This is a genomic window from Mesorhizobium sp. BR-1-1-10 (genome assembly GCF_020165595.1).
In the GTDB taxonomy this organism is placed as follows: domain Bacteria; phylum Pseudomonadota; class Alphaproteobacteria; order Rhizobiales; family Rhizobiaceae; genus Mesorhizobium; species Mesorhizobium australicum.
Genome location: NZ_JAIUIL010000004.1, coordinates 1 through 21,521, shown reverse-complemented (window position 1 = coordinate 21,521; position 21,521 = coordinate 1). Strand labels below are relative to the sequence as shown.

Here is a 21,521-nt window from a genome sequence, read left to right as displayed (position 1 = left end):
TGGCGCATCTATAGACAATTCCGGGAAAAGTGCGAAGCGGTTTCGCCAGAAAACGCGGGGCTAGCCCTCCCGAGAGTGGCGTCAAAACAAAGAGTTAGCGCAAGTTTGGAACTTTTGAGAACTATTTGGGAGGGCTTAATTACGGCGCCGCTCGTATCCTGCAGAATTCAATCTCTTTCCGGGTGAGGTCCACGGTTCCCAACGGTGTGGGCCGCCAAACCCAATGGAGGTTGCCATGAACAATACAATCGCATCGGTCCAGCATCGGGCAGTGCGGCCGGGTGTGCCCGTCCAACGATCGTCGCGTCCGCGCTCCCTGCGAAGCATGGTGGCAAGCTGGCGCGAGCGGACACGCTTTCGCTGGGACCTCAAGCGAATGTCCGAGGTCAGTCCGCATCTGATCGACGATATTGGCCTGACGCAATTGCAGGCCAAGGCTGAGATCGCCAAGCTGCCATTCTGGCAGCGCTAAGGCGAAATGCCGCGACGATCTGGAAACAATCGCCGGCATCATCCCTTTAGCGGCGGGCCGTGTCGTGCCATGATCCCCTATCGGCCGTGGGGGCCGATTCTACATCGGGGGTTTTCCATGTCGTTCACATTCGCGCGCCGGCTCGCCGCCGCGTTTTCGCTTGCTGTCCTGTTTGTACCAGCCGCCCAGGCCGGCGACGTCACCTTCGCTGTCAAGAACAGCCATCCCAATGCCATGCGTCTGGAACTCTATAGCCAGGACCGCGACTATGTCTGGCCCGGCAGTGGCAAGGATTTCTATCTCGACGACGGCGAGACCAAGCAGCTGCCGATTTCCTGCAACGAAGGCGAATCGATCTGCTACGGGGCCTGGGTCGATGGCGACGAGGGTACATATTGGGGCGTCGGCCCCGGCAACAAGGAAAAATGCGAGGATTGCTGCTACACCTGCAGCGGCGGCGAGACCGAGGAGATCGACCTGGTCCCCTGACCGGTTTGCCAGCTTGACGGTTTTCCTGTTCGAGCCATAGCTTGGCCATGCATGCCGCCCAAAACCGGCTTCCGGTTTTGGCGCGACGACATGCGTCGAAACAAGACCATACCAAGGGCACGCCGCGCCTGTGCATTCAGGAGCGGCGTACTCCAGGCAACAGGAGCACCGCGATGGCCGGCACGGTCGAGGGCGAAAAAATCGACGTCGGGTTTTCCGGCAAGCGCTGCATCCATTCGCGCAATTGCGTGCTCGGCGACCCGCATGTCTTCGTGCCCAACGCGCCGGGCCAGTGGATCCATCCCGAGGCGGCCAGCGTCGAGAAGATCGTCGCACTGGCCGAGAACTGCCCCTCGGGCGCGATCACCTATGCGCGCAAGGATGGCGGCCCGCCGGAAAAGCCGCCCGTGGTCAACACCGTGCGGCTGCGCGAAAACGGCCCGCTGGCGGTGCATGCCGAGATCGTGCTTGGCGCCGAGACGTTTTTCCGCGCCACGCTTTGCCGCTGCGGCGCCTCCCAGAACAAGCCGTTCTGCGACAACAGCCATATCAAGGCGGGCTTTGCCGCCACCGGAGAACCGGCGCTGAAGGACACGCCGGCGCTGGAGGTCCGCGACGGACCGCTGCAGGCGACGCCGACCACGAACGGCCCGCTCAAGCTCGAAGGCAATGTCGAGATCGTCACCGGCACCGGCCACACGATCGACCGCACCACAAAGGTCTTCCTGTGCCGCTGCGGCCACTCGGCCAACAAGCCGTTCTGCGATGGCAGCCACAAGAAGGTTGGGTTTGTGGGATAGATGGGTAGCCGATCTCCCCCACGAGGGGGGAGATCGCTTGTGGCCTATCTCTCCCGGCTTTATCCGCAAGCCGGTATCGGCTAAGGGCAGGCAACCAAACAATCTGCCCGGACTTTCGCCCAAAATGACCGCCAAGACCAAGTCTGCCCCTCTCTTCCTCGGCATCGACACCGGCGGCACCTACACCGATGCCGTGTTGTGGTCCGAGACCGAAGGTCCACGGGAGGGGCCGAACAAGGGCAAGGTGCTGGCCAAGGCCAAGGCGCTGACCACGCGGCATGATCTGGCCGTCGGCATTTCGGGCGCCGTCGATGCTGTGCTGGAAAAGGCGGGCACCAATCCGGCCGATATCAAACTGGTCTCGATGTCGACGACGCTCGCAACCAATGCGCTGGTCGAGGGCCAGGGCGGCCGCGTGGCTCTGGTCATGATCGGCTTTTCCGAGGCCGATCTTGCCCGCGACGGCTTGAAGACGGCACTCGGCACCGACCCAGTGGTGTTTTGCGCGGGCGGCCATGATGTGCATGGCAATGCCGCCAAGCTCGACCTGTCCGGGCTGGAGGCGATGCTGCCGGAACTCGGCGTGTCGGTGTCCGGCTTTGCCGTCTGTGCCTATTTTGCCACCCGCAATCCGGCGCACGAGATCGCCGCCCGCGAGCTGATCCGCGACAGGACCGGCCTGCCGGTTACGGCGAGCCATGAGCTGTCGGCCAAGCTTGGCGGTCCGCGCCGGGCGCTCACCACGCTGCTCAATGCCAGGCTGATCTCGATGATTGACCGGCTGGTGGCGGCGACGGAGGGGTTCCTTCAGGCCCGCAACATCGCCGCTCCGTTGATGGTGGTGCGCGGCGATGGCGCGCTGGTTTCGGCGGCGTTTGCCCGCCAGCGGCCGATCGAGACGATCCTCTCCGGCCCCGCCGCCAGCCTGGTCGGCGCCCGCCACATGACCGGGCTCGACAACGCGGTGGTCTCCGACATTGGCGGCACCACCACCGACGTTGCCGTGCTCGATGGCGGCCGGCCGCGGCTCGATCCGGAAGGCGCCACCGTCGGCGGTTTCCGCACCATGGTCGAGGCGGTCGCGATGCGCACTTTCGGCCTCGGCGGCGATTCCGAAGTGATGCTCGAGGACGGCGCGCTCAATCCGAAAATCCTGCTCGGGCCGCGCCGCCTGGTGCCGCTGGCGCTGTCCGGCATGGCGCATGGCGAGGCGGTGACCGCAGAACTCGAACGCCAGTTGCGCGCGCCCAACACAGGCCGCATGGATGGCCGCTTCGCGGTCCGCACCGGCGTGCCCGACAGGCTTGCCGCAGGGCTGACCGCCCCCGAGGCAAAGCTCTACGAAGCGATCGGCGCGACGCCGCTTGCCCTCGACAGGCTGCTGACCTCGAATGCCCAGAATGCCACGCTGAACCGGCTGGTCTCGCGCGGGCTGGTGCATATCTCGGGCTTCACCCCGTCGGACGCCGCGCACGTGCTTGGCAAACAGGCGAACTGGGATGCCGCCGCCGCCCGCCTTGGCGCCGAACTGTTCGCCCGCAGGCGCGACGGCCGTGGCCAGGCGATCGCGGCCTCGCCGGAAGTGATCTCTGAACGGGTGCTCTTGACCCTGACGCGCTGGTCGGCCGAATACATCCTGGAAACCGCTTTTGCCGAGGACGGGCTCGACGGCGCGGCGACGGTGGCGCACGCGCTGGTGCAGCGCGCCGTCGACGCTCACCCCGGCATCGCCCGCCTCAGCGTCGCGCTCGACCGGCCGGTCATCGGGCTCGGCGCTTCGGCGCCGCTGCACTATGCCGGCCTGGCGCCCTTGGTCGGCAATGACTGCGTCGTGCCCCGGGATACCGACGTCGCCAACGCGCTCGGCGCCGTCGTCGGCCAGGTCAGGGTTTCGGCGGAGGCCCGCGTCAGCCAACCCAAGGAAGGCCTGTTCCGGCTTGCCTCGGGTGAGATGGTGCGCGATTTCCTCGACGAGGCGGCGGCGATCGCGGCCGCCGAGGCCGATGTGCGCGCCATTGTCGCCCAGCGGGCTCTTGATGCCGGCACCGACAGCGCCGAGATCGATGTGGCGACGGAGTTCCGGGTCTCGACTGTCGAAGCGCAGCGCATGTTCATCGAAGCGCATATCGTGGCGGTGGCCTCGGGCAGGCCGAGGATCGCGGTTTGAGGAAGAAGAGCATCTCCGCCCTCCTCGGGGAGATTGGCCAACCGCCCAAAATGCCCCACCTACACCCTAAGCTGAATTGACCCTGCACCCCTGACATGCCAAACGCCCGCAAAGCCTTTCATCTGGAGTAGCCTGATGACCGATCGCATCGAGATCGCCGGATTGCGCATTGCCCGCGAGCTGCATGACTTCGTCGTCGACCAAGCTTTGCCCGGCCTCGACATCGAAGCGGCGCGTTTCTGGGACGGGTTCTCGGTCATCGTCCATGATCTGGCGCCCAGGAACCGGGCGCTGCTGGCAAAACGCGATGCCATGCAGGAAAAGCTCGATGGCTGGTATCGCGACAATGGCGCGCCCATCGACATGAACGCTTACAAGGCGTTCCTGAAGGAGATCGGTTATCTCGTGCCGGAAGGGCCGGCCTTCAGCGTCTCGACCGACAATGTCGACCCGGAAATCGCGGTCGTGGCCGGACCGCAGCTGGTGGTGCCGGTGATGAATGCGCGCTATGCGCTCAACGCCGCCAATGCACGCTGGGGCTCGCTCTATGACGCGCTCTATGGCACGGACGCCATCCCCGAAACGGATGGCGCTGAGAAGGGCAAGGGCTTCAACCCGGCGCGCGGCGCCAAGGTCATCGCCTGGGCCAAGGACTTTCTCGACCAGTCGGTGCCGCTCACCTCGGGCAAATGGGCAGGGGTCAACGGCCTGTCGATTGCCAACGCCGCCCTGAAGCTCAGCGCCGGCGCCGGCTCGACGACGCTGGCCGATCCCAGGCAATTCGTCGGCTATCGCGGCGACGCCGCCAATCCGCAAGCCGTGCTCCTGGTGAAAAACGGGCTGCATGTCGAGATCGTCATCGACCGCGACAACCAGATCGGCCGCACCGATCCGGCTGGCATTGCCGACGTCATCCTGGAATCGGCGCTGACCACCATCCAGGACTGCGAGGATTCGGTCGCGGCCGTGGATGCCGAGGACAAGGTCGTGGTCTACCGCAATTGGCTCGGCCTGATGAAGGGCGACCTCGCCGAAGAAATCAGCAAGGGCGGCAAGAGTTTCGTCCGCAAGCTCAACCCCGACCGCGCCTACATCGCCCCTGCCGGCGGCACGGTGACAGTGCCTGGCCGCTCGTTGATGCTGGTGCGCAATGTCGGCCACCTGATGACCAATCCGGCAATCCTGGACCGCGACGGCAACGAGGTGCCGGAAGGCATCATGGACGCGGCGATGACGGCCCTGATCGCGCTGCACGATGTCGGGCCGAAGGGACGGCGGATGAACTCTCGCGCCGGCTCGATGTATGTCGTGAAACCCAAGATGCATGGCCCGGAGGAAGTCGCCTTCGCCGTCGAGATGTTCGATCGTGTCGAAGCCCTGCTCGGCATGGCCCGGAACACCATCAAGATGGGCATCATGGACGAGGAGCGGCGCACCACAATCAACCTCAAGGAAGCGATCCGCGCCGCGAGGGAGCGCGTGGTGTTCATCAACACCGGCTTCCTCGACCGCACCGGCGACGAGATCCACACCTCGATGGAAGCCGGCCCGATGATCCGCAAGGGTGACATGAAGCAGGCCGCCTGGATTTCCGCCTATGAGGCCTGGAACGTCGACACGGGCTTGGAATGCGGGCTCGCCGGCCACGCCCAGATCGGCAAGGGCATGTGGGCGATGCCCGACTTGATGGCCGCGATGCTGGCCGAGAAGATCGCCCACCCCAAGGCCGGCGCCAACACCGCCTGGGTGCCATCGCCAACGGCGGCGACGCTGCACGCCACGCACTATCACAAGGTCGATGTCCATGCGGTCCAGGCGGCGCTGAAGAGCCGGCCCAAGGCCAAGCTCGACGACATATTGTCGGTGCCGGTGGCCGTGCGGCCGAACTGGACGCCCGACGAGATCCAGCGCGAACTCGACAACAATGCCCAAGGCATTCTGGGCTATGTCGTGCGCTGGATCGACCAGGGCGTCGGCTGCTCCAAGGTTCCCGACATCAACGATGTCGGCCTGATGGAAGACCGCGCCACGCTGCGCATTTCCTCGCAGCACATCGCCAACTGGCTGCGCCACAAGGTCTGCTCGGAAATCCAGGTAATGGATTCCTTGCGGCGCATGGCGGCAATTGTCGATCTGCAAAATGTCGGCGACCCGCTCTACCGGCCGATGGCCGCCGACTTCGACGCTTCCATCGCCTTCCAGGCCGCCTGCGACCTGGTGTTCAAGGGAACAAGCCAGCCCAACGGCTACACCGAGCCTGTGCTGCACAAGCGCAGGCTGGAGTTGAAGGCCCGTCAAGGTAGGGCGATGCCACGTTGAAAGGGTTTGGAGCGCCGACTGGATGTCGCCGGTCCGCGTAGTCGGCCATCGAGCGGCGAAGACGGCGGCGTCAGCCCCAGCGGCAATGTCGTGCCGAAGGCGGCAGGCTCTTATGGCTGGATACGGTTCCTTTGCTTTTTTCAGTTAGTGCTGGCTGGAAGGCTCGGGAGCATTGGCATGGCCAACACGATGGCGATCGAAAAGAAACTGTTGAATTCCGTCCATGACCGGGCGGTTTTCCAGCGCCGCGTGCGCATCCTGTCCGACCGGCTGGCCGACGAACTGGGCCCGGCCGGCACCGTTCTCGATCTCGGCTGCGGCGACGGCTCCATCGCCAAGGCGATCATGGAAAAAAAGCCGGGGCTGACGTTTCGCGGCATTGACGTGCTGATCAGGCCGCAAACCCATATCCCGGTAGAACTGTTCGATGGCAGCACCATTCCCGCCGCGAATGGCTCCTATGACTGGGTGACGATTGTCGATGTGCTGCATCATGCCGACCACCCGGGCCATCTCGTGCGCGAGGCGGCCCGGGTGGCGCGCAAGGGCGTTGTCATCAAGGATCACCTGCGCGAAGGCTTCGCGGCCTACCAGACGCTTCGTTTCATGGATTGGGTGGGCAACAAGGGGCACAACGTGCGCCTGCCTTACAACTATCTCTCCAAGGCCGAGTGGGACACCATTTTTGCCGCCGCGGGCATCACACCCCGCACCTGGCGTGAGAAGCTGTCGCTCTATCCGTTCCCGGCCAGCGTGTTTTTCGACCGTCGCCTGCATTTCATCGCGACCTTGCGATAGCTAACCGGAGCTGCGCGGAACGCGGCTACGCCGCCTGCGCCATGCGCTCCGAACTCATGCGATAGGAAATCGCCTCGGCCAGATGGATGCGGCCGACACATTCGCTGGCGTCGAGGTCGGCGAGCGTGCGCGCCACTTTGAGCACCCGGTGGTAGGCCCGCGCCGAAAAGGCGAGTTTTTCGCTGGCATCCTTGAGCAGCGACAGGCCTGCGGCGTCGGGCATGGCGATCGTCTCGATGACGGCTGGAGAACAATGCGCGTTGGTGGTAGCGCTGTTGACGCCGAGCCGCTCGAAACGCTCGCGCTGGATGGTGCGGGCACGCGCCACGCGCAACGCCACGTCGGCGCTCTTTTCCGCTCGATCCGGCCGGATCAGGTCGCTGGCCGAGACCGCCGGCACTTCGATCCTGAGATCGATGCGGTCGAGCAGCGGACCTGAAATGCGCGCCTGGTAATCGGTGCGGCAACGATCGCCGCGCAGGCAGCGATAACCCGGTTCGCCGGCCATGCCGCAGCGGCACGGGTTCATCGCCGCCACCAGCTGGATGCGAGCCGGATAGGTGACGCGATGGTTGGCCCGTGCGATCATGCAGTCGCCGGTTTCAAGCGGCTGGCGCAGCGCATCGAGCGTCTGCGGCGTGAATTCGGGGAACTCGTCGAGGAACAGCACGCCGTGATGAGCGAGCGACACCTCGCCTGGCCGCGCGCGTATGCCGCCGCCCACCATCGCCGCCATCGAGGCCGAATGGTGCGGGGCGCGGAACGGCCGCCGGTCGGTCAGCTTGCCTTCGCCGAGCTCGCCGGCCACCGAGGCGATCATCGAGACTTCGAGCAGTTCCTTCGGCGCCAGTGGCGGCAGGATCGACGGCAGGCGCTGCGCCAGCATCGATTTGCCTGAGCCTGGCGGACCGATCATGAGCAGATTGTGTCCGCCGGCGGCCGCCACTTCCAGCGCCCGCTTCGCCGTCTCCTGGCCCTTGATGTCGGCAAGGTCGGGCAGGTCGCGCGCCGCCGCGCGGATGCCGGCCTCCGGGCGCGACAGCACCTGCGTGCCGCGAAAATGATTGGCGATCGCAATCAGGCTGCGGGGCGCGAGAATGTCGAATTCCCGCCCCGCCCAGGCCGCTTCCGGCCCGCAAGCGAAGGGACAGATCAGCCCTTTGCCTTCGGCATTGGCGCCGATCGCCGCCGGCAAGGCACCGGCAACGGCGGTGATCGTACCGTCGAGCGACAGCTCGCCCAGCACGACATAGCCAGCCAGCATGTCGCCCGGAATGGCGCCAAGGGCTGCCATCAAGCCGAGCGCGATCGGCAGATCGTAGTGGCTGCCTTCCTTCGGCAGATCGGCGGGCGCCAGATTGACGGTCACCTTCTTCGACGGCATCGACAGGCCCGACGCATGCAATGCCGCCTGCACCCGCTCGCGGCTTTCCGCCACCGCCTTGTCTGGCAGGCCGACGATATGCATGTTGACCTTGCCGGGCGCGATCATCACCTGCACGTCGACCGGCACTGCCTCGATGCCCTGGAAAGCAACCGTACGAACCCGCGCCACCATTGTCTGCCCCCGATGCCGGCTCGCCCTTGCCTCTGTGAACAGGCCGCGAGCGACGTCAACGCAAGACAACCACAGATTTCAGCCCAGGGCAAGAACATTACAGGAACAAGTGAGGTGAGCGCATGGAGCGGCTACTGGCCGGTGCATTCCGAAAGCCGCCGCAACACGCCTAAGATCAAGCTGTTCCGAGATTGGGTCCTGGCCCAGACGGCTGACGTCAGGGAGCGCGAACAGCGCCGGCTTTGAGGCGCCACCCTTGATCAAATCGGGAACATTGGCGCAACCGGTAGCCGCCCAGGTTGCGCGCCGGTTGTGCCCGGCTGCAAAAGCGGAACATGGTTAACACAAACTGAAAACAAATTATGTCCGCTTCCCCTCCACCGCGTCCCAGAACAGGCCGGCGATGTCGGCGCCGCCGAAGCGCTTGACCTCGCGCACGCCGGTCGGCGAGGTGACGTTGATCTCGGTCATGTAGTCGCCGATGACGTCGATGCCGACCAGGATGAAGCCGCGCTCTTTCAGCGACGGCCCGATGCGGGCACAGATTTCGCGCTCGCGTGTCGTCAACTCGGTCTTCTCGGCGCGGCCGCCGACATGCATGTTGGAGCGGGAGTCGTGCTCGGCCGGCACCCGGTTGATGGCGCCGACCGCCTCGCCGTCGATCAGAATGATGCGTTTGTCGCCCTTGCGCACATCCTTCAGGTAACGCTGCACGATATAGGGCTCGCGAAACATCTGGCCGAACATTTCGAGCAGCGAGGCGAGATTGCGGTCGGCTTCAAGCATGTGGAAGATGCCGGCGCCGCCATTGCCGTAGAGCGGCTTGACGATGATGTCGCCGAATTCCTTGCGGAAGGCGGCGACTTCGAGCGGATCCTTGGTGATCAGCGTGTCCGGCATCAGGTCCGGGAACTCGGTGACGAAAATCTTTTCCGGGCTGTTGCGCACCCAGGCCGGGTCGTTGACGACCAGCGTCTTTGGATGGATGCGCTCGAGGATGTGGGTCGTGGTGATGTAGTTCATGTCGAAGGGCGGGTCCTGGCGCAGCAGGACGACGTCCATTTCGGACAAGTCGGTGCGCACCTTTTCGCCCAGCGAATAGTGGCTGCCCTTTTCGTCGCGCACCGTCATCTCCTCGACGCGGGCAAACACCTTGCCGTCGCGCATCGACAGCCGGTCAGGCGTGTAGTGGAACAGCTGGTGACCGCGCCGCTGCGCCTCCAGCGACAGGGCGAACGAGGTGTCGCCGGCGATCGACACGGTGGAGACATGGTCCATCTGGACGGCGATTTTCAACTTCATGGCAGGTCCCCAGCATAGTCGACGCAAGCGATATAAGCGTCGCGGCGCGTTCTGCCAATCGCGACCTTTTGAACGTTGGGATCAGCAAGGCGCGCCTGCCGGTTGCAGACAAGACGAGGACTGACATCATCGCTTTCTTAAGCCTTGCCGTGCGACGGTAGGCTCCGAATGCAGCCGGCCGACCTGACGCAGCGCCGGGCACCCGATGGAACGACGATCATGAACGCGCTCACTGCCGTCCGCGCAGTCTCGACCCAGCAGCTCGAACTCACCATCCTGATGCCATGCCTCAACGAGGCCGAGACGCTCGCCGTCTGCATCGGCAAGGCCAAGGCCTTTCTCGACCAATCCGGCATAGCGGGCGAGGTGCTGATCGCAGACAATGGCAGCACCGACGGCTCGCGGGAGATCGCCGCGCAAGGCGGTGCTCGTGTCGTCCCGGTGGCGCAGAAGGGCTATGGCGCGGCCCTTCTGGGCGGCATCGCCGCCGCCAGGGGACGCTTCATCATCATGGGCGATGCCGATGACAGCTATGATTTCGGTGCACTGGAGGCATTCGTGGCGCGGCTGCGCGGCGGCGCCGACCTGGTCATGGGCAACCGCTTCCGCGGCGGCATAGAGGCTGGCGCCATGCCGGCTCTGCATCGCTATCTCGGCAATCCGGTGCTGAGCTTCGTCGGCCGCCTGTTCTTCCGCATCAAGACCGGCGACTTCCACTGCGGCCTGCGCGGCTTCAACGCCGACAGCATCAGGAAGCTCGATCTGCAGACCACCGGGATGGAATTCGCCAGCGAAATGGTCGTGCGCAGCGCGCTTGCCGGCCTGCGTATCGAGGAAGTGCCGACCACGCTCAAGCCCGACGGCCGCAGCCGGCCGCCGCATCTCAGGACCTGGCGCGACGGCTGGCGGCACCTCAAATTCCTGCTGGTCTACAATCCGCGCTGGATGTTCTTCATTCCAGGGGCGGTGCTTTCCGGCCTCGGCACGCTGTTCGCGGCGCTGCTGGTGTTCGGCCCCTTGCGGGTGGTCGACAATCTTTCGCTCGATCTCAACACCTTCGTCGCCGCCTGTTTCATGATCGTCACCGGCATCCAGCTCATCACCTTCGGTGCCATTTCGCGATACTATGCCGAAATTACCGGCATCCTGCCGCCAAGCCGCGGATCGGACTGGCTGACCAGGACCATCAGCACCGACCGTCTCGCCGCCAATGCCGGCATCTGCTTTGCCGCCGGCTTCCTGTTCTTCGGTTATGCCGTGGCCCGCTGGGCCCATCTCGGCTTCGGTCCGCTGAACGATTCCGAAATTCCGCGCATCGTCGTGCTGGGCTTGAGCCTGATCGTCATTTCGTTCCAGGTCTTCTTTTCGGCATTCCTGCTCGGTGTGCTGGAGATACCTGTCAAGCGGCTGAAGGCCGGGCTGTCGCGGGAAACGACGGCACGCGAGCAACAATGACCGACGTGCTGCCGGCGCTTGTCCAGGCGCGCGCGTTCCGCTTCATGGTGGTGGGCATCGGTGCGGCGGGATTGTTTTTCGCGCTCTCGTGGCTGCTGGTTTCGCTGGGCGTTCCGCCGTTCGCCGGCAGTGCCGTCGCTTATGCGACGGCGTTCGTCGTTGCCTATCGGGCGCAGCGGGGCTGGACGTTCGGTGCGGAACACGATCACAAGGTCGCGTTCCCGCGCTATCTTGCCCTGCAAGCCGGATGCGCCGCTTTTGCCGGCCTCGTCTCGCAGGTGGCGGTGACGCGTTTCGGCCTGTCGCCCGTCGCGATGTCGGCGCTGACGACGGTCGTGACAAGCACCATCAGTTATCTGGTTTCGAGGCTTTGGGTGTTTCCGGCGCGCGGCCACGGCTATCCCGGCAAAATGACCGCTGGACATGCCGCGATGCCTTCCAAGGACACCGCCCGTCCCTCCTGGCGGGCGGACATGCTGGCGGCGCTGCTCGCGGCCCTGGTGCCGCTCACGGTCTTTGCCGTGACCGGATTTCCGCAACTGGCCAACCCGGCGGGCGACAACGACAGCCTGCTGCAACTGGTCGAGGTCCGCGATCTTCTGGCCGGCCAGGGCTGGTTCGACCTGCACCAGTACAGGATGGGACTGGACGGCGGCTTCGTCATGCATTGGTCGCGGCTGCTCGACGCGCCACTGGCCCTTGGCGTCCTTGCCGTATCGGCCCTGACGGGCAACGTCGCCCTGGCTGAACAGGTCGTGCAGGTGGCCTGGCCTGCCCTGCTGTTCTGGCTGGCGGTCTTCTTCATTATCCGCGCCGCGCGCGCTTTCGCCGGCGGCCACGCTGTCCTGCCCGCCGCCGTCGTCGGTGGCGCCGCGCTCTATTACCTCGGCATTTTCTCCCCAGGTTCGCTGGATCATCACAATGTGCAGCTGATGCTGATCCTGGCGAGCCTTGCCTTGCTGCTCGAGGCTCCCTTGCTGCGGCCGGCCGCCTTGCTTTCGGGCATCTGCGCCACGCTGAGCGTGGCCATCGGCATGGAAAGCGCTCCCTACGCCGGAACCCTTGGCGCCGCCGTCGCGCTGCTGTTCCTTGGCAATGGCGCTCGGGAAAGGCTGACCGCGAGGGACTTTGGCCTCGGCGTCGCCGCTGTTTCGGCTCTCGTCTTCGTCGCCACCGTCCCGGCATCCGCATGGACCCAGGCACAGTGCGACACATTTTCGATTGTGCAGTTCGCCGTCGCCGGACTTGCCGGCGCGGGGCTGGCGATCATCGCTTCATGGAAGGCCACCAGTGCCACCGTCGCCGGCCGCCTGGCCTCGCTCGGCCTGCTTGGGCTAGCCATTGCGGCTGTCGTGGTATTCCTGTTCCCGCAATGCCTGGCCTCGCCGTATGCCAACATCGATCCGCGCCTGAAGGAGATGTGGCTCAGCCATATCGACGAGGCGCAGCCGATTTTCCAGATCGTCACCGATGATCCGGCCAGGGCGGTGGCCCGGTTTGCCACCCCGCTGGTGGCCATCATCCTGATGGCGCTCCGTATCGGCCACGGCTGGCGTCGGCAGGACAGCCTTGTCGGCTCGCTGCTGGTGGTGGCGTTCCTGGTCAGCGCCTGGGAAGTTCGCGGCTCGACCTTCTCCATCCTCTTCGCGGTGATCCCGCTTGCGGCATGGATCGCCCGCTGGCGGCAGCGCGCGCAAACCAGTCCGTCCAACGGCTCGTTACTCAGGATGGCCGCAGCCTGGCTGATATCGGTAAATGCAATCTGGGCAGGCGTTGCCGGGGCGGCGTCGAGTGCTTTCCAAACCGACGCGGCTGCCACCGGTGCCAAGGCCGCAGACACGGCTTGCCTCGGCAAGGCATCGTTCGCGGCGCTCGGCCGGATGCCGGCCACGACAGTCCTTTCGCTGTCCAACCTTGGCTCTCCGATTCTGGCCTTTACCAGTCATCGCGTGCTCGCTGGGCTCTACCACCGCAATGTCACGGGAAATCTGGTCGCGCTGGATGCCTGGCTGGGCTCGGAGGCGGACGCCAAAGCCGTCATCGAAAGCCACCATGTCGGCCTTGTCGCACTCTGCCGTGGCAATGCGGAAAGCCGCCTGCTCCTGGCCAGGGCGCCGGACGGATTTTTAGACAGGTTGATGAGCGGCGATGTGCCGGACTGGCTGGAGCCGGTGGCGGAGACCAAGGGCAGCCCCCTGGAACTGTATCGCGTCAAGCCAAACGGCTGAAAATCCAAGTGTTTGACGGATCCAATAGCCGGCTCGCGAAGCAGTCCGGCTTCCTGTTGGGCACGGCTCACGGCGAAAGCCGGACCCCGTTTTTCGGGATCATGCTCCGGCCACAAAAATCGGTCCGTGGGATACGTTTCCTAAAGGGTTTGCTGCCAGTCTGGAAATAAATTCCGACTACAAAAGCAGGGACGAACAGGGACACCGATGCAAACTCCGTTTGGCACCGGTCAGGCAAACAGGGAAAGTACGGATCTGGCGTTCACCGATCCGTTGACCGGGCTTGGCAATCATCGCCGCTTCTTCGACAAGGTCGATCGTCTGATCAGCGACCGTTCCGACGATCCCGCGCCCTTCACCGTCGGGATTCTCGACCTCGATGGCTTCAAGCCGATCAACGACCTGTTCGGCCACAAGGCCGGCGACGACATCCTGATCCAGGTCGCGATGCGGCTGCGCGCCTCGATGGACGGCCATTCGACGGTCTGCCGCATCGGCGCCGACGAATTCGCCTTCCTCTACCCGCTGGTGTTCTCGGAGGAGGCGGCGGCCGAAAAATCCCGCATGCTGATCGAGATCCTGTCGGCGCCCTACGATGTCGGCGAACGCACCGCCAGGCTCTCGGCCTCGGTCGGCTGCTCATTGTTCTATTCCGGCGACGAGACCACCGAGATCCTCATCAACAAGGCCGAAACGGCGCTCTACCATGCCAAGCGCTCCGGTCGCGGCCGCGTCGTCGTCTATACCCGTGAGATGGAGGAGGCCGCCAAGCGCGTCACCCGCATCGAACAGGCGCTGCGCCGCGCCGTCTCGGCCGGCGAGGTGGAGCCGCATTTCCAGCCGATCGTCGATCTCACCACGCGCCGCACCATCGGCTTCGAGACGCTGGCGCGCTGGACAGACCGCGACCTCGGCTCGGTGCCGCCGACCGTCTTCATCCCCATCGCCGAGGAGCGCGGCATCATCGGCCCGTTGTCGCAGCTTGTGCTGCGCAAGGCCACGGAGGCCGCCAGGAGCTGGCCGAAAGACCTGTTCCTGTCCTTCAACCTGTCGCCCTCGCAGCTCGTCGACCAGAACACCGGCCTGCACATACTGGCGATCCTCGACCGTACCGGCTTCGACCCGCGCCGGCTGGAGATCGAGATCACCGAGACCGGCCTGATGAACGACCCGGCCTCGGCCGCGCAGATCGTCGAGGATCTGCGCCGCGTCGGCATTCGTGTCTCGCTCGACGATTTCGGCACCGGCCAGTCCTCGCTCGGCCGCCTGCGCGAATTCCATTTCGACAAGCTCAAGATCGACCGCGCCTTCGTCTCCTCCATTCTCGACGACCGGCCGTCCGAACACATCATCCGCGCCATCCTCGCCATGTGCGAAGGGCTTGGCATGGACGTGGTCGCCGAAGGCATCGAAGAGGAGGCGCAGGCCCATCGCCTGGTCCAGTTCGGTTGCGCCGGCGGGCAGGGCTATCTGTTCGGCAAGCCGGCCGATGCCGACGCGACATTGGGCTACCTCCGTGATTCCTTCCGTGGCGCCTTGCGCGCCAAGGCGATCTGAGCGGCAGGTTTCGGCCCTGCCCGCGATGCGGCGATGCCGCCTGGCGGGGTCGAGCGCGGGCGCGATCGCCTTTTTGTCAGACATAAGCCCCGAAATCGGTCTTTTCGCCCTTGCCCGCCGGACGTGTCTGGCTAGGATGCGCGCCGGTTGACCCGGGAGACGAAAAATCATGATGCCATCGGCGCGTTTTGCCGACCTCGAAGGCGCTTCGGTGCTGATCACCGGCGGCGGCTCCGGCATCGGCGCGGCATTGACCGAAGGGTTCATGCGCCAGGGCGCCAAGGTCGCCTTCATCGACATCGCCGACAAGCCCAGCATCGCACTCGCCGACCGTATCGAGGAAGAGCTCGGCCGTCGGCCGCTCTATCTCAGGACCGATCTGCGCGATATCGAAGCACTGCGGGCGTCCGCCGCGAAGGCGGCCGAAGCGCATGGCGACGTCACCGTGCTGGTCAACAACGCCGCCTGGGACGAACGCCACGCCATCGAAGACGTGACGGTGGAGTTCTGGGACAACAATCAGGCGATCAACCTGCGGCCGCATTTCTTCACCGCGCAGGCGGTGGCGCCGGGCATGAAGCGCGCCGGCGGCGGCTCAATCATCAATTTCACCTCGACGTCCTATCTGATCAATCATCCCGACCTGCCGGCCTACACCGCCGCCAAGGCCGGCATCCTCGGCCTCACCAAGGGGTTGGCCGGCAAGCTCGGGCCCGACCGCATCCGCGTCAATGCCATCGCGCCCGGCTGGGTGATCACCGAGCGGCAGAAGCAGCTCTGGGTCACCGAACAGGCGCTTGCCGCCCATGTCGCCAAGCAGTGCATCAGGGACGTCATGCGGCCGGACGACATGGTCGGCACGGTGCTGTTCCTGGCCTCGGATGCCTCGCGCATGCTGACCGCGCAGATGCTGATCGTCGATGGAGGTTTCCTGTGAGCCCGGGGTTTGCCAGCAGCGTGCCGGCAGTCGCGGCGCTCGATTGGGGCACGACCCGGCTTCGGGCCTGGCTGATCGACGGCGGCGGCAAGGTGCTTGCCGAGCGTCGCGGCGACGATGGCCTGATCACCGCGCGCGAAAAGGGCTTCGCCAACGTTCTGGAGGGCCATCTGGCAGCGATGGGCGCGCCGGAGGAATTGCCAGTCATCATCTGCGGCATGGCTGGCTCCCGCCAGGGCTGGCTGGAGGCGCCCTATGTCGGCGTTCCGTCGCCGCTCGGTGCCATTCTCGGCGGCGCCGCTAGGGTGCCCGGGCAGAAGCGCGACATCCGAATCATTCCCGGCCTTGCCCAGCGCCTGGCCGACGCGCCCGATGTCATGCGCGGCGAGGAGACGCAGCTTGCCGGCGCCGGCCTGCCGGCCAAGGGCCGCGAACTGGTCTGCATGCCCGGCACGCATTCGAAATGGGTGCTGGTCGAGGACGGCGCCGTCGCCGGCTTCGGTACCTGGCCGACGGGCGAGCTGTTTTCCGTGCTTGCCGCGCACTCGATCCTGCGCCATTCGCTGGGTGAACATCCAAGCCCGGTTGCTCCAGACAATCCGTTCTTCCGCCGCTGGTGCGAAACAGCGCTAGGCGATGGCGGCGATGTCACCTCTCGGCTGTTTGCCATCCGCGCCGCCGGCCTGCTCCAGGACCTCCAGGCCGATGATGCCGCCGCCTGCCTGTCCGGCTTGCTGATCGGCGGCGAGATCGCGTCTGCCCGGCGCCGGCATGGCGCCGGCGCGACATCGGTCGTGCTGATTGCCTCGGGCGCGCTGGCCGGGCTCTACCAGGCCGCCCTCGGCCTTGCCGGGCTTGGTGTGCGGACAGTCGACGCGGACGAGGCTGTACGCGCCGGTCTCATCGAGGCCGCGCGGGAGAATGGCATGATTGCCAGAAGTGGAGCCGCCATATGACCGAGACCGCACCCTTTCCAAAACTTAAGCGCGGTCTGGTCGCCATCCTGCGCGGCCTCAAGGCAAGCGAGGCGATCGCCATCGGCCAGGCATTGTTCGATGCCGGCATCGAGGCTATCGAGGTGCCGCTCAATTCGCCCCAGCCGTTTTCGTCGATCGCCAGGCTTGTTCAAGTGCTGCCGAAGACAGCTTTGGTCGGCGCCGGCACGGTGCTGACCGCGGCCGACGTCGATAGTCTTCACGCGGCCGGCGGACAACTGCTGGTCAGCCCCAACATCGATGCCGAGGTGATGGGCCGCGCCGCGCATTACGGCATGGTCACCATGCCTGGCGTGTTCACTCCCACCGAGGCCTTCCAGGCGATCCGGCTCGGTGCCTCGGCGCTGAAATTCTTCCCCGCCAGCGTGCTCGGCGCATCGGGCATTTCCGCGATCCGGGCGGTGCTGCCGGCGCAGACGCTGGTCGGCGCGGTCGGTGGCGTTTCGGAAAAGGACTTTGCCGGCTACAAGGCGGTTGGCGTGACGGTCTTCGGGCTCGGCTCCAGCCTGTTCAAGCCAGGCATGAGCGTCGATGATGTGGCGGCGCGCGCCCACGCAGCCGTCACTGCCTGGGATGCGGTATTCGGAGAAGCATGATGAGTGAACCGATCGTTTCCGTCTTTTCCGATCATGTCTGCCAGCTCGGCGAAGGGCCAAGTTACGATCCCGGCACGGATGCGCTATTCTGGTTCGACATCGTCAACAGCCAGCTCCTGGAAAAGCCCTTGGCAGGCGGCGCGCTGAAAATCCACGAGCTTGGCCAGATGGCAAGCGCGATCGCCATCATCGATGACAAGCGACAGCTGATCGCCACCGAAACCGGGCTTTTTGTCCGCGACGTCGCCACCGGCGGAATGACGCTGCACACCGCCATCGAGGCCGACAACCCGGTCACCCGTTCCAACGATTCCCGCGTCCATCCCTGCGGTGCCTTGTGGGTCGGTACCATGGGCAAGGGCGAGGAGAAGGGCGCGGGCTCGATCTACTGGTTTTTCAAAGGCGAACTGCGCCGCCTGTTTTCGGATATCACCGTCTCGAACTCGATCTGCTTTTCATCAGACGGCACGCTTGCTTACTACACCGACACCTCGACCGGATTGCTGATGCGCGTTGCCTGCGATCCGGCGACCGGCCTGCCCGTCGGCGAGCCGAAGATCTTCGTCGATCACCGCTCGGCCAAGGGCTATATCGACGGTTCGGTGCTCGACCGCGACGGCATCCTGTGGAACGCCGTCTGGGGTGGCAGCGTCATCGAGGCCTATGGGCCGGACGGCGAGCTCGTCCGCACGGTCGCCATGCCGGTGACGCAGCCATCCTGCCCGGCCTTCGTCGGCAGGAATGCCGATCGGCTGGCCGTGACCTCGGCCTGGTCGGGCAAGAATGAAAAGCAGCGTCTGCTCGACCTGCAGGGCGGCATGACCTTCCTGCTCGACATTCCTGTCAATGGCCGCCTGGAACCGCGCGTGCTGATCGCCTGACATTGCCGGACGCGGACCCGGGGCTACGGTCGCAATCCTGGCGCTGTCACACAGGCGCCCGGGGCGCGTCGATTTCGCGAAAGCCGATTGTGCGGGCCGTGCGATGGTAGGTCATCGCACCGTCGGGAACCGCCACATCATGCCAACGCACAAGCCGAAACTGGTCCTTGTCCACGAGCCCGAAAAGGCTTGTTTCGACCGCTTGCTCGCCGGTGGTCATGCATCGCGGCGTGCCGCCGAAATCTCGTCCTATCTGGCGCAGTCGACCGATCTCGCTCTCGAATTCGATGCGCTGGCCGCCGCCTGCGAGGCGCGCGGCCTGTCCTTTGCGCCGGTGGTGCTCGACGATGCGGCCAAGGTGCTCGACGGTGAGGATCCGCGAAGCGCGCTGGTCTGGACGCTGACCGACGGCGTCGCCTATTTCCGTGGCGGCGCGGCACCCGCTTTGGCAAGACTGCGCGGTTTCAACACCATCGGCGCCGACGATTCGCTGTTCGCGCTCTGCCAGGACAAGTTCCGCTCCGGCGCCGTGCTTGGCGCGCTCGGCCTTCCGGTGCCGCAGGCCGGTCTCGCGCGGGATGGCAAATGGCTGGTCGAGGCGCCGGCCTCCGCCGCCGGCTGGTTCGTCAAGCCCAACCGGCTCGGCGCCAAGATCGGCATCTGGCCGGATTCGCGCGTAACCGATCTCGCTCACGCGCTGGAGCTTAGCCGGCGTGTTTTCGCCTGTTATCGCGACGATGTCGTGGTCCAGCCCTATGTCTCCGGCCGCAACGTCCGCGCCAGCTTCCTAGGGCTGATGCCGGATACCGGCGTCGAAGCGCTCGGCGTCGCCTTTGTCGAGTCGGGAGGTGATTTCCAGACCATGGAAGACAGTTTGGCGCTCTATGGCGAGACCGGCGAGGCGGCGAAGGCTGCCGGGCAATACGCCGAACCCGAACTCGCTGCGGTCGCGGACAGCCAGCCGGTGGCCGATGCGAGGATCAGGGGGATCGCCGAACGGCTGATCATCGGGCTCGGCCTGCGCGATGTGTTTTCCATAGATCTCAGGGTGGAGGCCGACGACACGGCTCACCTCATCGAGTTCGAGGTCTGTCCTGGCCTGCCTTGCTTCGATTTTCGCGACTATTGCCGCCGGCAATGGGGGCTGAGCCTTACCGACGCCATGGCCGAGACGGCAGCCAATCGACTTTCCGCGCGGACCTAAATCCCTTCGACCAGCACGATCTCGCCGTCGGCGACCTTCTGGCGGATGGCCACCGCGCGCTGATATTCCGGCGAGTGGTAGCAGTCATGCGCGGCCGCAAGCGATTCGAATTCGATGATGACGTTGCGCCCGCGACCAGGCCCTTCGGCCTTTTCATGCGCACCGCCGCGCGCCAGGAATTTCCCGCCGAAACGGTCGAAGGCCAGCTTCGAAGCGGCGACATAGTCCTTGTAGCCTTCTGTGTCGCGCACATCGACGCGAGCGATCCAGTATCCCTTGGGCATGATTGTTCTCCGGTTTTAATCTGGGACCTCAGGCCGAGCGCATTTCATCGAGGATGGCCTCGGCCGCCTCGCGTTTGCTGGCCGCGGCAACGATCGGCCGGCCGACGACGAGGTGGCTGGATCCGTTGCGGATCGCTTGCCCCGGCGTTACCACCCGCTTCTGGTCGCCATGGTCGCTGCCGACAGGCCGGATGCCGGGCGTCACCACCGCCATGTCGGGGCCGACGATGCGGCGCACCGCTTCGGCTTCCGCGGCCGAGCAGACGATGCCGCCCATGCCGGCATGGAGCGCCTGTTCGGCCCGCCGCAGCACCAGCGTGTGCGGGTCATATTCATAGCCGGCATCGATCATGTCCTGCTCGTCCATCGAGGTCAGCACGCTGACGGCGAGCAGGCAAAGCTCGCTGCCGCGCGCCGCCTCCACCGCCGCCTGCATCGCCTTGGGATAGGCGTGGATGGTCAGCATGGTCATGCCCATCCTGACGATGTTCTCGACGCCCTTGGCCACCGTGTGGTCGATGTCGAGCAGCTTCATGTCGAGGAAGATTTTCGTTCCGCCGCTGGCCAGCTCCCTGGCGAAGTCGAGGCCGCCGGCAAAAGCCAGCTGATAGCCGATCTTGTAGAAGGAGACGACGCCGTCGAGCTCGCGCACCGCTCGCTCGGCCTCCTTCACGGTCGGCACGTCGAGGCCGACGATCAATCGCTCCTGCATGGAATGAGGCTGCAGGGGTGCGGCGGTCACGCCTCGACCCTGGTCGACAGCATGCGCGAGGTTTCGATCAGCGTGCGGCATAGGTGCTCCATCGATTTGTGCAGTCTTTCGTCACGGAAATGGCCGTCCCCGTCGAAGGCGTCGCCACCCTCCGGCACCGAGCATTCCGGTGTCACCACTTCCATCTGGCAGCGCACCAGCACGGCACGCAAATGGTTGATGCAGCGGATGCCGGCGAAGTGCCCGTTGGAGGACGAGCAGAGGCCGGCGACCTTGCCGGCAAGCGGCCTGACCGACCGGCCGCCATCCCGTCGCACCCGGCTCACCCAGTCGATCGTGTTCTTGAGCAGCGGCGGGATCGAACCGTTATATTCGGGCGTCGCGATCAGCAGCCCGTCATGGGCTGATATCAGCCGCGCCAGCCTCTGGGCGTTTTCAGGAACGCCGTTTTCCTTTTCCAGGTCCTCGTCGAGAATCGGCAAGGGGTAATCGGCAAGCGAAATACGGGTCACCTCGGCACCTTGCACCGCAAGTTCCTTCTGCGCCACGTCGGCGGTCCTGCCGCTATAGGCGCCGCCGCGCACCGAGCCGGCGAAGACGAGGATTTTCGGGATCACTGCCATTGGCCACCCTTGTTCTGGGACACGTACAGCCAAGGTTCGATCAAATCAACGGCTGGATGGGGGGAAAGGCAGTAGGGCAGTAGGGCAGTAGGGCAGTAGGGCAGTAGGGCAGTAGGGCAGTAGGGCAGTAGGGCAGTAGGGCAG

The 21,521-nt window shown here is 65.2% G+C and carries 20 protein-coding genes; 15 read left to right on the top strand and 5 right to left on the bottom strand.

Annotated features, from left to right (window positions below; genetic code table 11):
• Positions 1-235 precede the first annotated feature (235 nt).
• The 6 genes from LB555_RS08890 to LB555_RS08865 all read left to right on the top strand — a co-directional run bounded on the left by LB555_RS08890 (position 236) and on the right by LB555_RS08865 (position 7,045).
• Positions 236-472, top strand: coding sequence for a DUF1127 domain-containing protein (locus tag LB555_RS08890; protein ID WP_224682710.1), 237 nt, complete (start codon positions 236-238; stop codon positions 470-472).
• A gap of 117 nt (positions 473-589) precedes the next feature.
• Positions 590-961, top strand: coding sequence for a hypothetical protein (locus LB555_RS08885; RefSeq protein ID WP_224524825.1), 372 nt, complete (start codon positions 590-592; stop codon positions 959-961).
• Between the two features lie 173 nt (positions 962-1,134).
• Positions 1,135-1,761 carry a CDGSH iron-sulfur domain-containing protein gene (locus LB555_RS08880; protein WP_015314696.1) on the top strand — a complete coding sequence of 209 codons (627 nt, stop codon included), beginning with the start codon at positions 1,135-1,137 and terminating at the stop codon, positions 1,759-1,761.
• A 124-nt stretch (positions 1,762-1,885) separates the two neighbouring features.
• Positions 1,886-3,928, top strand: coding sequence for a hydantoinase/oxoprolinase family protein (locus LB555_RS08875; RefSeq protein WP_224682709.1), 2,043 nt, complete (start codon positions 1,886-1,888; stop codon positions 3,926-3,928).
• A 135-nt stretch (positions 3,929-4,063) separates the two neighbouring features.
• Entirely contained in the window at positions 4,064-6,247 is a 2,184-nt protein-coding gene (locus tag LB555_RS08870; RefSeq protein WP_224682708.1) for a malate synthase G, read from the top strand.
• Positions 6,248-6,424: 177 nt separating this feature from the next.
• A complete protein-coding gene (locus tag LB555_RS08865) occupies positions 6,425-7,045 on the top strand; it encodes a class I SAM-dependent methyltransferase (protein ID WP_224682707.1) in 621 nt (206 codons plus the stop codon).
• Positions 7,046-7,070: 25 nt separating this feature from the next.
• On the opposite strand, the gene LB555_RS08860 is transcribed toward LB555_RS08865, so the two are convergent.
• Complete coding sequence (locus LB555_RS08860) at positions 7,071-8,603, bottom strand: YifB family Mg chelatase-like AAA ATPase (protein WP_224682706.1); 1,533 nt, start codon at positions 8,601-8,603, stop codon at positions 7,071-7,073.
• Positions 8,604-8,717: 114 nt separating this feature from the next.
• On the opposite strand from LB555_RS08860, the gene LB555_RS29285 reads away from it, so the two are divergent.
• Positions 8,718-8,849 carry a hypothetical protein gene (locus LB555_RS29285; protein WP_263488988.1) on the top strand — a complete coding sequence of 44 codons (132 nt, stop codon included), beginning with the start codon at positions 8,718-8,720 and terminating at the stop codon, positions 8,847-8,849.
• Between the two features lie 114 nt (positions 8,850-8,963).
• Here the strand turns inward: LB555_RS29285 and gshB are convergent, their stop codons facing one another.
• Entirely contained in the window at positions 8,964-9,905 is a 942-nt protein-coding gene (gene gshB / locus LB555_RS08855; protein WP_224682705.1) for a glutathione synthase, read from the bottom strand.
• A gap of 219 nt (positions 9,906-10,124) precedes the next feature.
• Between gshB and LB555_RS08850 the strand changes: the two genes are divergently transcribed.
• The 8 genes from LB555_RS08850 (at position 10,125) to LB555_RS08815 (ending at position 19,758) form a co-directional block, all read left to right on the top strand.
• Positions 10,125-11,360, top strand: coding sequence for a glycosyltransferase family 2 protein (locus LB555_RS08850; protein WP_224682704.1), 1,236 nt, complete (start codon positions 10,125-10,127; stop codon positions 11,358-11,360).
• A complete protein-coding gene (locus tag LB555_RS08845) occupies positions 11,357-13,588 on the top strand; it encodes a GtrA family protein (protein WP_224682703.1) in 2,232 nt (743 codons plus the stop codon). The genes LB555_RS08850 and LB555_RS08845 overlap by 4 nt, the downstream gene beginning before the upstream one ends.
• Before the next feature lie 207 nt (positions 13,589-13,795).
• On the top strand, positions 13,796-15,145 hold the full coding sequence (locus LB555_RS08840) for a putative bifunctional diguanylate cyclase/phosphodiesterase (protein ID WP_224682702.1): 1,350 nt from the start codon (positions 13,796-13,798) through the stop codon (positions 15,143-15,145).
• A 169-nt stretch (positions 15,146-15,314) separates the two neighbouring features.
• On the top strand, positions 15,315-16,082 hold the full coding sequence (locus tag LB555_RS08835; RefSeq protein WP_224682701.1) for an SDR family NAD(P)-dependent oxidoreductase: 768 nt from the start codon (positions 15,315-15,317) through the stop codon (positions 16,080-16,082).
• Positions 16,079-17,038 carry a 2-dehydro-3-deoxygalactonokinase gene (locus tag LB555_RS08830; RefSeq protein WP_224682700.1) on the top strand — a complete coding sequence of 320 codons (960 nt, stop codon included), beginning with the start codon at positions 16,079-16,081 and terminating at the stop codon, positions 17,036-17,038. The genes LB555_RS08835 and LB555_RS08830 overlap by 4 nt, the downstream gene beginning before the upstream one ends.
• Positions 17,035-17,673 (top strand): 2-dehydro-3-deoxy-6-phosphogalactonate aldolase, encoded by a 639-nt coding sequence (locus LB555_RS08825; protein ID WP_224599552.1) that lies wholly within the window; start codon positions 17,035-17,037, stop codon positions 17,671-17,673. The genes LB555_RS08830 and LB555_RS08825 overlap by 4 nt, the downstream gene beginning before the upstream one ends.
• A complete protein-coding gene (locus LB555_RS08820; protein ID WP_140619798.1) occupies positions 17,673-18,554 on the top strand; it encodes an SMP-30/gluconolactonase/LRE family protein in 882 nt (293 codons plus the stop codon). Before LB555_RS08825 ends, LB555_RS08820 begins: the two co-directional genes overlap by 1 nt.
• 139 nt (positions 18,555-18,693) lie before the next feature.
• Positions 18,694-19,758: a D-alanine:D-lactate ligase-like protein gene (locus LB555_RS08815; RefSeq protein ID WP_224682699.1), complete on the top strand. Its 1,065-nt coding sequence runs from the start codon at positions 18,694-18,696 to the stop codon at positions 19,756-19,758.
• Here LB555_RS08815 and LB555_RS08810 read toward each other — a convergent pair.
• The 3 genes from LB555_RS08810 to LB555_RS08800 are packed head-to-tail and all read right to left on the bottom strand — an operon-like array spanning position 19,755 to position 21,377.
• On the bottom strand, positions 19,755-20,042 hold the full coding sequence (locus LB555_RS08810) for a DUF1330 domain-containing protein (RefSeq protein ID WP_140824626.1): 288 nt from the start codon (positions 20,040-20,042) through the stop codon (positions 19,755-19,757). The genes LB555_RS08815 and LB555_RS08810 overlap by 4 nt on opposite strands.
• A gap of 28 nt (positions 20,043-20,070) precedes the next feature.
• A complete protein-coding gene (pyrF, locus tag LB555_RS08805) occupies positions 20,071-20,754 on the bottom strand; it encodes an orotidine-5'-phosphate decarboxylase (RefSeq protein WP_224682906.1) in 684 nt (227 codons plus the stop codon).
• A 26-nt stretch (positions 20,755-20,780) separates the two neighbouring features.
• Entirely contained in the window at positions 20,781-21,377 is a 597-nt protein-coding gene (locus tag LB555_RS08800; RefSeq protein WP_224682698.1) for an NADPH-dependent FMN reductase, read from the bottom strand.
• Positions 21,378-21,521: the final 144 nt, after the last annotated feature.